The sequence below is a fragment of the Bacteroidota bacterium genome (assembly GCA_016706865.1).
Taxonomy (GTDB): Bacteria; Bacteroidota; Bacteroidia; order Chitinophagales; family BACL12; genus UBA7236.
Genome location: JADJIS010000003.1, coordinates 1,486,984 through 1,498,806, shown reverse-complemented (window position 1 = coordinate 1,498,806; position 11,823 = coordinate 1,486,984). Strand labels below are relative to the sequence as shown.

The 11,823-nt window shown below is 33.7% G+C and carries 14 protein-coding genes; all 14 read right to left on the bottom strand.

Annotated features, from left to right (window positions below; genetic code table 11):
* Positions 1 to 11: 11 nt before the first annotated feature.
* Complete coding sequence (locus IPI31_15810; GenBank protein MBK7569285.1) at positions 12 to 647, bottom strand: outer membrane beta-barrel protein; 636 nt, start codon at positions 645 to 647, stop codon at positions 12 to 14.
* 288 nt (positions 648 to 935) lie between these two features.
* Positions 936 to 1,268, bottom strand: a complete 333-nt coding sequence (locus tag IPI31_15805) for a hypothetical protein (GenBank protein ID MBK7569284.1) — start codon at positions 1,266 to 1,268, stop codon at positions 936 to 938.
* 240 nt (positions 1,269 to 1,508) lie between these two features.
* Positions 1,509 to 2,339: a hypothetical protein gene (locus tag IPI31_15800; protein ID MBK7569283.1), complete on the bottom strand. Its 831-nt coding sequence runs from the start codon at positions 2,337 to 2,339 to the stop codon at positions 1,509 to 1,511.
* A 184-nt stretch (positions 2,340 to 2,523) separates the two neighbouring features.
* Positions 2,524 to 3,084 (bottom strand): dihydrofolate reductase family protein, encoded by a 561-nt coding sequence (locus IPI31_15795; protein ID MBK7569282.1) that lies wholly within the window; start codon positions 3,082 to 3,084, stop codon positions 2,524 to 2,526.
* A 66-nt stretch (positions 3,085 to 3,150) separates the two neighbouring features.
* Positions 3,151 to 4,275 (bottom strand): regulator, encoded by a 1,125-nt coding sequence (locus IPI31_15790; GenBank protein ID MBK7569281.1) that lies wholly within the window; start codon positions 4,273 to 4,275, stop codon positions 3,151 to 3,153.
* Between the two features lie 390 nt (positions 4,276 to 4,665).
* Positions 4,666 to 5,235 (bottom strand): dihydrofolate reductase family protein, encoded by a 570-nt coding sequence (locus IPI31_15785; GenBank protein MBK7569280.1) that lies wholly within the window; start codon positions 5,233 to 5,235, stop codon positions 4,666 to 4,668.
* A 388-nt stretch (positions 5,236 to 5,623) separates the two neighbouring features.
* The gene (locus IPI31_15780; GenBank protein ID MBK7569279.1) at positions 5,624 to 6,157 is read right to left on the bottom strand and encodes a GNAT family N-acetyltransferase; all 534 of its coding nucleotides are present in this window, start codon (positions 6,155 to 6,157) and stop codon (positions 5,624 to 5,626) included.
* A 144-nt stretch (positions 6,158 to 6,301) separates the two neighbouring features.
* Positions 6,302 to 6,739 carry a VOC family protein gene (locus IPI31_15775; protein ID MBK7569278.1) on the bottom strand — a complete coding sequence of 146 codons (438 nt, stop codon included), beginning with the start codon at positions 6,737 to 6,739 and terminating at the stop codon, positions 6,302 to 6,304.
* 205 nt (positions 6,740 to 6,944) lie between these two features.
* Positions 6,945 to 7,403, bottom strand: coding sequence for an SRPBCC domain-containing protein (locus IPI31_15770; GenBank protein ID MBK7569277.1), 459 nt, complete (start codon positions 7,401 to 7,403; stop codon positions 6,945 to 6,947).
* 212 nt (positions 7,404 to 7,615) lie between these two features.
* Positions 7,616 to 7,942, bottom strand: a complete 327-nt coding sequence (locus IPI31_15765; GenBank protein ID MBK7569276.1) for a helix-turn-helix transcriptional regulator — start codon at positions 7,940 to 7,942, stop codon at positions 7,616 to 7,618.
* 4 nt (positions 7,943 to 7,946) lie between these two features.
* Complete coding sequence (locus tag IPI31_15760; GenBank protein ID MBK7569275.1) at positions 7,947 to 8,375, bottom strand: SRPBCC domain-containing protein; 429 nt, start codon at positions 8,373 to 8,375, stop codon at positions 7,947 to 7,949.
* 221 nt (positions 8,376 to 8,596) lie between these two features.
* Positions 8,597 to 9,319, bottom strand: a complete 723-nt coding sequence (locus tag IPI31_15755; protein ID MBK7569274.1) for an SDR family oxidoreductase — start codon at positions 9,317 to 9,319, stop codon at positions 8,597 to 8,599.
* Between the two features lie 56 nt (positions 9,320 to 9,375).
* On the bottom strand, positions 9,376 to 10,266 hold the full coding sequence (locus IPI31_15750; GenBank protein MBK7569273.1) for a helix-turn-helix domain-containing protein: 891 nt from the start codon (positions 10,264 to 10,266) through the stop codon (positions 9,376 to 9,378).
* A 315-nt stretch (positions 10,267 to 10,581) separates the two neighbouring features.
* On the bottom strand, positions 10,582 to 11,760 hold the full coding sequence (locus IPI31_15745) for a hypothetical protein (protein MBK7569272.1): 1,179 nt from the start codon (positions 11,758 to 11,760) through the stop codon (positions 10,582 to 10,584).
* Positions 11,761 to 11,823 lie beyond the last annotated feature (63 nt).

The window sequence follows — 11,823 nt, the reverse complement described above, 5'->3', positions numbered from 1 at the left end:
TAAAATTAATTTTAAAGATAATATTTAAGGCCGAGTCCAAAGGTGGTTCCAAAATTCCTTTCACCTTCATTTTCTATAAGGGATGTGAAACTATGTTGAAACCGGGCTGACATATTTATTGAAAACCTATCTTTAAATTTGTATCCGATACCAATTTCCCCTAGGCCTGCAAGGTCATATTCTGAATATGTTGGTTGAATGGTTAAAAATGGATCAACAAAATGTACAAGATACCCTTCAGGGTAGGTTACTGTAGCTTTTTTAAGAATTGCCGGACAAAAACCTATATTGCCGTAACCAAAAAAAATGTCTCCGAAAGTATAACTTAACTTAATAGGTAATGAAAGATAATTATATTCATAAGGAATTGTATAGTGTTCTTCCAGATTTCCATTTGCATCAGTAAAAGAAACTGAAATATTGCCACCTCGTTCTTCAAAAAGGAATTCACATCCTAAAGAAAGATTTTTATATACTTTGTAAACATATGTAATTCCAGCAATAAAATTATTTTGTATTATATAATCCCGTGAATTACTTGAAATATTTGTCCAGGAAAAACCTGATTTAACACCAATAAAATGCGATTGTCCTTTTACTCCAATGTATAACATAGTAAAAAGTGCTATTAAAGATGTGTATTTCATATCAAAATTATTTCTTTTATTTTTGTAAATTTTGAAGCAATTCGCTTCTGCTTTACGATATGATGTTAATGGTTTGTTGTTTTTTCATTTATCGGTTCATAATAAAGTAGTATTGCACCATCACTAAAGGTCTTGGTCTTTATGAGTTTTAGAATAGTTACGTCATTCATATTTTCAAATAATGGTAAACCACTTCCTGCAACAACCGGATGAACACAACGTTGGTACTCATCAATTAAATTAGTTTCATTAGTTGTTTAATTAAACTCCTGTTCGACAAAAATATCCTTACATCTGTGATTCCAGCTTCTCAATCGTCTTTTTTGCATTTTCCAATCGAATTTTTTTATTCTTTTCCGTCATTTTTTCCTTGATCCATTTTTCCATGCGATGATGCATTGGAATGAGCAAAGAGGCTAATACCACTAATGCAATTAACATCAGGGCTGGTGAATGATGTGTTATACGTTCCAGAAAAGGATGAATAAGTAGATTGATAAATTCAAATACGATCAGCAAACCTAATATTCCAAAAAAAGAGATCCATTTTTCGGTAATGATGATACTGTGACTAAGTAGAAAAAACAATATAATGAAAAAAACAATACCGATCGCGATCAATGCATATTGAATATTTTGTTTGCGTTGTTGTTCTACCTCCAGTTTTTTGGCGTCCTCTTCAATAATGCGGAGTTGCTCTTTAAACGCTAATGCCTGAATGGTATTTTGATTATTCTGATTAAAAATAGATTCTCTTATTTGAGACTCAACCTTTGAATAATAAAAAGCACTATCAGAATTATTTAATTTATCGAACAGTTGTCTTTTAAATCCTGCTGCAATTAATTCGATGTTAAGATTTTACATTTCACGAGTAATATTCCAAAAATATTCGGTGCTGGCAATTGCTTCATCCATCCTGTTTTGCTCAATAAGAAATGGAATATAGCGCTTATAAAAAACGTCTTTTCTTACAGCCAAAGTTTCTGACAAATTCTTTGCTTTGTTAAAATAAATTTCTGCCAATTCCAGCTCATTCATTTTGTAATAAATAACTGCCAATAAAGTTAATGTTTGGGCTCTGTAAAGGGGAAGTTTTAATCGTTCGGCGGTTTGTTCTGCTACCTGAGCATAAAATAATGCAGAGTCTAGTTGATTTTTTTCATAATATGAAACCCCGATATTTCGTTGATACTGGATCAACATGTAATCATATTTGTCAGAAGATTTATCAGGTAAGTGCTTTCCGCCCTTCTGGGTGATATTAAAATACTCCTCTATGTTTTTAAGGTTAAAATAAACACTTGCAATGTCAAAATAGACTGAACTTATTCTTCGTTTGTCGTTATATTTTTCAGCGAGTGGCAATGCCTTGAAATAATATTCAAGCGCGGTGGTATTAGCTCCTTTACTCATAGCGAAATAATATCCGATCCAGTCATAACTGATCGCAAGCAACGAATCATTTTTTAATTGTTGAGCTATTAACAGGAGTTCAACACAAAGTGATGAATCAATATAGTTGCTTGCATAAGAGTCTAAGGTCTCTAAATATTTGATCGTCGCAGTAAAGCGTTCTGCAGGATCCTTATAATTGGTCAATGAAGCCTTGGCTGTGTCGGGATCGTTGTTTTGTGTGTATGTAATTTGCAAACAAATGCAAAAACACAGTAGGGTAATTATTTTATTCATGTTTTTTTGTCATTTCTTTTCTTTCACCGCAGTTTGAGTTTAGCACTATTTCCTTGAATGACGAAGATCATTTGGTATTTTGCGAATATAATGTTGGGCGATTGAAAATTTCAATAAAAATACGAAGTTTTAGGATATTGGGTTAGAGGGAGGGAGAGTTTTATAGATCTATAAATATGGTCAATTATTCATTTTTTGGAGTATAATAAAGCGTTACAGCGCCACCGCTAAAAATTTTAGTCCTATTTAGTTTAAAAATAGTCCTGTCATGTAGGTTTTCAAACAATGGTAAACCGCTTCCTGCAATAACCGGGTAAACACAAAGCTGGTATTCATCGATCAAATTAAGTTTCATTAGTTGTAGAATTAAACTCCGACTGCCAATATAAACGTTTTTACCTTCGGCTTGCGGAGATTGTTTGAATTCCAAAACTTCTTCCTCAAGTGTTTTATTTGACAATTTAGCACTGTCCCATTCAGTATTTTTTAGCGTATGTGAAAAAACGATTTTTGGAACTTTGTCAATAGCCACAGCAAAGTTGTCCATGGATTTTTCCCCTGAAGGATTTTCCAAAAGAGTTTGCCAAAATTTCATTAGTTCAAATGTTATCCTGCCATATAGGATAGCATCGGCATTGCGCATTAGTTCCGTATAATGCTCATGGATTTCTTCATCGGGTATACCTGCAGTATGATCGAAAATCCCGTCGATGGTCATATTAATTGCTGCAATTATTTTTGTCATATCACGTATAATTATAAATAATTAATTCTCAATATAATTAGGGTAGAGGTAAATAAATTATTCATCTTACCAAGGTCCATTTTGTTTCACCTTATAAAAACGTTTTCCATCAAATCGATATAGTCCGGATCCAGTACCCCACCACATATTTCCTTCTTTATCCTGGTACATACTTTGCACACAACAATTAATTCCGTCTTCTTCTGTAAATACTGTGAATGCTTCCGGATTTGAAATGTCGATAGAAGGATCATATCGTGTTGTGCTGCCTCTTGCTGTTATCCAGATCATTCCAGATTTTTCTATAAATATCCCCGACACTTCGCTTCCACCTAAGCCATTTTTAGTTGTGATCTCTGTAAAGTTTTTCCCATCATAGCGGCAAACTCCACCCTTCATGCAAAACCAATAATTGCCGATATTATCCTGAATCATACCTCCTGCATAATTATCACCTAAAGCTTCTTTTTCTGCAATTTTTATAATTGTTTTCCCATCATAACGAAAAACACCATTGTTTTGTGAAGCAAACCAAATATTTCCGGATCTATCTTCCATAATATCTTTTATAATGACAGGGCCAAGCATATCAAAGAACGAAAAACATTTTCCGCCTGTTGTATCCGCCGACGGATCATATTGATAAACCCCACCATCGGTTCCCACCCACATGTTTCCTGTTTTGTCAATGAGAATGGATTTTCGACCAATCATGATATTGTTCAGTCCATTTTCCTCGTCATAACTTCTAAAAGTTTTTCCATCATATTTAATGGCTCCAATATAAGTCCCAAACCAAATATTCCCATCGCTATCTTCGGCAATTGCGTGAACACTATTACCATAATCATCCTTTACACTTTTATTGCCATTAAAAAACTCATTTTTATCAAAGTATCTTAATGTTTTCACATCATATCTTACAACGCTTTCACCGGCCGGACCGAACCAGTAATTTCCTTTTGAATCCTGAAAAATAGTTCTGATATATTGGCTTACCAAACTATCTTCACTAGCCGAGCCAGCTTGAAAATTCCGAGGGGGAGGAGTTCCAATAATTTCCGGGATAGGTTTTGAGGTATTTGTGTTATTATTCGCGGAGTTAGTGTTTACCTGGCCATTGCAGGAATTTAGAAATAACCCTAGTAAGATCACGAAAAAAATTAAATTTTGGGAAGGATATTTTGTCATTTTCCTTTGTTTATTTTTACTATAAAAATTAAGTTTAAAGTTTATCGGTTGTTATAAATATTACACAAAATGAGCCTCTTTCTTGTTAAATAAAGGCCACAATACCAAACAAAGCGGGCCAAATTCTCCTGGCCCTTTGCCTTACCTTTTTAAGGCTGGTTCTTTTGTTTTTGTGCTGATTCGGTTAAGCACCCATCCACACCCCTTTTGGGCATGAACGAATGGTTCTGATCCTTCATTGAATTCCCCCCCCCTTCTTTTTTTTTTTTTGGGGCCCAAAAAAACAAAAAAATTTTTTTTTTTTTTTTTTTTTCTTTTTTTTTTGGGACCTTTGGTGGCTCTTAAAGTAACAGGAACAACTTTCACATCTCAATGATCAGTTCCTTCTTATTATCTATCCACAACATAATTCAGCTCCGTTACCCCACAATCAAATTGTCGGGTAGTTAACAAGTTTAATTTAATTTTCTCCTTTATATCTATAAACAATGGAATGCCACGACCAAGAATCACTGGATTCACAAATAACCAATATCCGTCGATCAGGTTAAGTTGCATAAGTGAATGAGTTGCTGTGGGACTACCAAAAAGCAAGATGTCTTCCCCGGTTTGTTGTTTTATTTCATTTATTCTTTCTGTAAGGTTGTGGCTGATAATTTTTGTGTTATTCAACCCCTCGTCATTCATTGTTTTTGATAAAACCACTTTGTGCACTTTTTTATACCATTTTGAATGTTGGATATCGTGATTGGAGGCTGTGGGTTTGTCTGCTGCGGTAGGCCAGTAATTTTCCATCATTTCATAAGTTACTCGTCCATATAATGAAGTGTCGCCCTGGCTTATTCGTTTGCCTACATGATCAAAAATTTCTTCATTCACTTTGATCCAATCCATTTCTCCATTCGGTCCTGCAACAAAACCATCAAGCGATATGTGCATAAAGGAAATTATTTTTCTCATTTGTCTAGTTTTTACTGTTTGTTGTTAATTATTGATTTGTTTTTTACAATAATAGATATTTTTTCGAAATTACCTGCTGAGGTAATTATATTTTTACACAATAGTACGAAATACAACTGTTAAATCCCGCACAAAATTATCAAATGAATCACTCCAGCCCTGGGTATCGCTCGGCTATTGTTGGAGTTGATATTTCATTTTCCAAATATCTTTTTTCTATGAAACATCCCCCATTTTCCTAACTCTTCGATCACTTTATTATGGGTCTTGTAATTTGTACTTTACTATCCTATCGTATAGTGCTACACTTTAGTATAGTGCTATCATTTGTAAAGCAAATGTAACGAAGTATGGCACCGCTTTTCCCATTATGTTTTTATTTAAGATTTTAAATTGAATTTATCAAATGGTAACATATTAAATCCGGATCCATCTCATCATATAGGTTTGAATCTTTAAACGAAAATTTCTCCAACAGACTTATGGAACGCTGGTTATCTCTGTGAAAGAAGGCATCAATTTTTTTAACTTTAATTGTGTTGAATGCATAGTCAATAACTTTTTCAACTGCCTCCATCATTATTCCCTGGCCTTGAAAACCTGTTAAAAGTTCATAACCGATTTCACAAATGTCATTTTCATCAGAAAAACCATAAAGACAAATTGTCCCGATCAGTATGTTTTTGTCACGCAAAGTTATTCCCCAATATAGGGCGTCGTTTTTATCGATATTCTCATTAACCTTATTTATAAAATTTCTTGCATCCTCCATATTTTCGCTTAATTTTCTATCAAGATATTTATTTATTTCACTGTCAGAACGCAGTGTAAAAATTTCTTTGTCGTCATTAATTGATAATTGTCTGAGGGTAAGCATTTCTGTTGACAAAATGGGAAATGGGTTGAAAGTTTTATTTAACATTTGGTTGTTTTTGGATTGTTTGGAAACTAAACATTGATCATTTCAACAGGATTTAAAAAATAATTTTTATTTTGTATAAATATACATAAAATTATTGATGATAGTACAGTCACGCTAAAAGCAATGTAGCGAACATGACTTTGTTCAAATTTGCCCCTTATATTTCGGATCAAAATCTACCATCCATTCAATTCCATATTTGTCTCTGAACATACCAAAGTACGATCCCCAAGGGCTGTCGGCAATAGGCATTTCAACTTGTCCGCCTGCTGACAGGCCATTAAATAATTTGTCGGCTTCTTCTTTACTTTCTGCACTTATGGAAATTTTACTTCTGTTTTCGTTTTCATTGGTCCGACCCATACTTTCCGGAACGTCGTTAGCCATTAAAACGTTATTTCCAATTGGTAAAGCAATATGCATTATTTTATTTGCTTCATTGTCAGGTACCGGAAATTCAGGACTTGCCATATCTTTGAAACGCATGATCATTGCGAACTCTCCGCCAAATACTGATTTATAAAATGTAAATGCTTCTTCGGCATTTCCGTTGAAGTTGATGTGAGGGTTAATTAGTGCCATAGTTATTATTTTTTTAGATTAATAAATTATTTGGTTTAAAAAATTTTATTCAAAATATCTTTACCGGAAATCATTTCCCGGAAAAAGTTGCCAATAGATTTTCCAAATTTTTCATTGATGCTTAACCATAGAACCCCTAATTTCTGGTTACTGCGGTTGAAGGCAATATATCTTTCTTTGTTTAGTTAAGATATTTTTGAAATTGTTATTCTTCACAAATTTCTTTCAACTTTTCGAGCGCTTTTGGGTAGGTCTGGTTCATATAATCTATAAATTCTTCATTAGTATCTAAGTCAACAGTTACAGTTGTAGATCCATTGTTCTCTTCGAAGGTATAATTTTCAAATCCGTTTGCCCATTTTTCCACTTCAGCGCCTTCAGTAATTTCCTTATCAGCTTTTAAAATTCCATAATGTTGAATTGAAACAAATTGGTTGCGCATGTTATCAGCTACCTTGGAAACCATCCCGCCCTTTTCTCCTTTCTCATCTACTCCCATAAATAGCATTTTATCTCCCTTTACCCAGTTTCCTTCAAAGGTAGAAGTGGGGTTAAACATAGCAGTCCATTGCTCATAAGTTGATTTATTACTAATACCAAGCATAAAATCATAAACCTTGGCGGCCGGTGCATTGATGCTTACTTTGAACTGTAACTTTTTCATAATATTTAATTTGTTTTAATTAATCATTCGGGTTATTATTTTCCGTCACAACGGAGAATCTTTAATAAAAATACAAATTTTTAGATTTTTTGGAAATTATTTTGAGAAATGATAGGCCAACTGGCGCCAATGCCGATAGACCGAGACAAGCATAGTTTATTGCCAGTAGCCTTTCCTCCTGTATTGAGAAGAAAAGTCAATATTCAATCGTTTCATTTATTTTTTACTTTGTTGTTTAATAGGGTTTCCAATTTTTTAAGTTTCCCTAACCAAAATTTGTCAAAGTGATCGATCCATCCTTGTAACTCGTCGAAACCATCTTGTTTCAAAATACAATAACGTTCTCTACCGATGTTTTGAATAGAAATAAATCCTGCACCATATAATAGTTTCACATGTTTGGATACGGCAGGCCGGCTCATATCAAAATTTTTAGCAATAGAGTTAATTGTTAGACTGTCCTTAGATAAGAGTTGTAAAATCTGTCGTCTGTTTGGATCAGCAATTACCTGAAATGTGTCAAGCTGTTGTTGTGTCATGGATTTAAGAGTTGAGGTTTTTAAATAATCGTTTTCCAATTTTTGCCCAACCCATATTCATTATGACGTACGCCATATAATTCTTGATGCCCTTAAATCCTTTGTGTTCCAGAAACAAAGTAGTCCCTTTGTCAGTTTCTGTAAGTGTCCAGGTTACAACAGAATCAAGTGATGGATTTTTTTTTGACATCCCACCTCGCCAGGAGTAAACAAGTTTTTTGTATGGAATGATTTCTATAACCTCACAATAAATTATCCCGTCAAAAGCGAATTTCGTTTTCGGCTTCGTTTGTAATGTAAACTTGTGTCCAACTATAGGTTGAAAGTCGTTGGGCATTAGCCATTGAGCAAGTAATTCTGTTGTTGTCAGGTGGTCCCACACAACTTCTTTTGGTTGGGGGAAAGTAAATTGATGTTTAATTTCTCTTTGCATAATAGGTAACCTTAAAGTTACGCAAAAGTAAGTGTAACTTTTGAGTTACGCAATAGTTTGTCGAAAAATAACGTGAAATGTTTTCTAAAATAGTCGAAAATTTGGATGGTGAAAAGGTCTCTTCCAGCGACCCGCTAATGGTTTGCGGCTAAAATTATTTGGTGTTTGGAATACTTACTCTTAATGTTTCATTGTTTTCCTTGTCTGTATATTCCCCTCTGTTACCAAGCTGTTTCGCCTTCTTCACTTAAAAATTTACCTGTTGGTCCGTATTGTCCAAGTGTCGCATACTTTACAATTACAGATGCAGCATCTTCCACTTTTTTATCTCCTCTGTGATTATTAAAATCGGTTGCTGTAAATCCGGGGCAAACACAATTAACCTTAAAATTTGTGTCTTTCAATTCATCTGCTAACATTACGGTGTATGCGTTCAAAGCCGTCTTTGATGGGCCATAAGCAGCAGGTTTGAATTGGGCAAATTTCCAATTTGGATTGCTGTGATTTGTTAATGAAGACAATTCTGTTGTTACATTTACAATTCTGGGTTGGTCTGATTTTTTTAGCAACTCAATAAATTCTTGTGTTACTTGTACTGTACCAAAAAAATTAGTTTCAAATACTAGCCGTATAGTATCAATGGAAACTTTTGTTGCTGGTTGTGGAAAGCCGCCACTAATGCCCGCATTATTAATTAGTATATCTAAGTTTTGAATTTTTGATTCAAGTTGTTGTCTTGCGGCTTTTATTGAATTGAGGTCTGTAATATCCAATTGAATGCAATCCACATTTAATAAGCCTATTGCATTTAAATTTTTAATGGCTTTAAGTCCTTTTGTATTATCGCGGCTTCCAATGTAAACGAAATACCCAAGTTGTGCTAATTGTTTGGCGGTTTCAAAACCTATGCTTTTGTTTGCTCCTGTTACTAATGCCGATTTCATTTCTATATTTTTTGATGAACCGCAAAAGTAGTTGGGGCGAAATCAAGTAAGATGGACTATTCACTTTTATTGCCTGACAAATCTTGAATGCTCTCTACAAACTGTGTAACACTTTTTCCAGTGCTTTTTTTGAAAAGCTTAGAAAAATAATCAGGGTCGTTAAAACCTAATTCATAAGCCAACTCCTTTACCGATGTCTCGGAATAAAAAAGTTTTCTTTGGGCCTCTAACATTAAACGATTTGTGATAAATTCTTTTGGTGATACCCCTGAAAACTCTTTTACGATGTTGTAAAGATTATTTGTGGTTATAGCAAGATTGTGGGCAATGTTGTGTATAGTTTGTTGCTCTGTTAAATGAGTTTCCACTGCAATTTTAAACTCAATATATTTTGAAAGTTTGTTTGTTTCCGATTTTTCTATTGTAACACCCTTGAAATATGCATTATTGAACTCGGTCAAAAGTGAATTAAGATGTGCCAAAATAATTTCAGCATCTTTTTGTTCCTTTTCTGAATGTAAAATTTTATTTAGTATTTCAAAAAGTATTTTTACCCGTTGTCTTGAGTCGTTATCAAATGAAATTATTTGTAAGTTTAGAGGATTAAGTAAAAAGAGGAATTGTTTAGGAAGTAATGACAAACAGTTTTGATCAAAACTCATTTTGAAATATTCGATGTCAACATTCTTGTTTGCAGGTGCAGCATGAATTTGATTTGGCAAAACGAAAAACAATTGTCCGCCTGAAATGGCCAGATCTTTTAAATCAACTTTATGGGTAAGTGATCCTTTTTCAACAAACGCAAAAAAATAATTAGCTTTTCTATGAGGTTGGGTAAGCATTTTCATTACATCGGCAGGCAAATAATTATTTGAGTTAGAGCTTACTCTAATTGCAAGTTTATCGTGAAGTTTTATTTGTTCAAGTAGTCCTTTTGTTTCTTGCATATTGTCTGTTTGATGGTTGTGATGTAGTTTGATACTATGATTGCTAACTTGCAGCAGATTTGAGATGGGGGAGGAGTCAATCGAAAATCTTTAATAAAGATACGAAGTTTTAGGATGTAAAATTATTTAGGGATGGTTGTCAGCTTGCTGGTGCAATTCCAAATGAAGCGGGACAGGTATTGCTTGTTATGTCTATGTGTTCTTATTAAATCGAATTTTTCGTCAAATTAATTTGCTATAGCGAGTATATAATGCCAGAAGCTCAATACCCCGCCTATTGCAAATGAGCCTTTAACCCCAGTGCTTTTTAGAAGGCTATTTTTCCGTAAAGTATGTTTCATATTTGTCAAGTATTTCACCATCTGTGGCCACTTTTAATGCAAGTTTTTTGTAATAGTCTGCATTTGAGATATTCCCTATTCGGTAATAATAGTGGCTCAATTCCGCAAATGGAAACAAATAATTTCCATTCATAGAATTGACGTTTCCTACAGAAATGTCGTTAATAGAAAAATACTCTTTCAGGTAATCCAACAAAAATACCTGTTCAACATTCTGGCCAAGCAAAGGCATATTGTCAATATTGTTCGAGCTGTATAAATAAGCTAATCCTGTTAAATAGAGGTCTTTTATAATTGTATTTGTATAAGCTCCGGTAACTGTAACAGCAGCATAAACGGGCCTGGTTTTTTTGTTTTCTGACACTAACTTAATTATTAGCTGTTGAAATTTCTCGTAATTTTCTTCGTTTGCAATCGGCTCAAAGTCTAATTGAGGAATTTCAAGTTCATTGAATATCCTTTCTCGATATTCTTTTATGAGCAATAAGTTCACGTTAAGCATTTGCACATCGGGTCGGTATTTTTTGCCTTGAGTCAATAATAAAATTGCCTCTGTATCTTTATCTCCTTCAGTAAATATAATTGCATTTTTATCCAGTGCAGAAAGCAAATTATAGCTGTAATTTAACAACCCGGGCGAATAGTCGCCTAATTTATAAAATGCCTCAATATTTTCATTTCTTTTAATGTAATCTCCTTTTATTTCATAATAGAAAATAAGGTTCATAATAGGTTCTGAGCTTTGAGGGGAAAGGTTGTGTGCTTTTTCAAGATAAGAAAATAACGACAAGTCATTATTTCCGTTCAACCATTTTACATAATTGTATTCGTATGAATTGGGCACTTGCTTTTCCATTTCATCAACAATATTTTTCAAACGATCAAAACGTGAAATTCCTTTTGACTGTTGTGAATTGTCTTCTTCCCCCTTAATGTATGCATTTCTATTTGCTCGGTAATAATTAAACCATGCATCTGCATTCTTAGGGTTCTTGTCTACTTCTATTTTCCATAATGGAATTTGTTGCAAATAATACTCATTGGATTTCAGCACTTTGTTTTTTCCATATATTTTTTGAGGAGTTTGTGCCAAAGAGTTTGTGGTAATAACAATACATAATACACTTGTAAGAAGGAATAAAATATTTTTCATTGTTCGTTAGTTGGTTTATTGTGTTCCTCGGTTAAATTTGTCATATATGATCTGTTAAAAGTT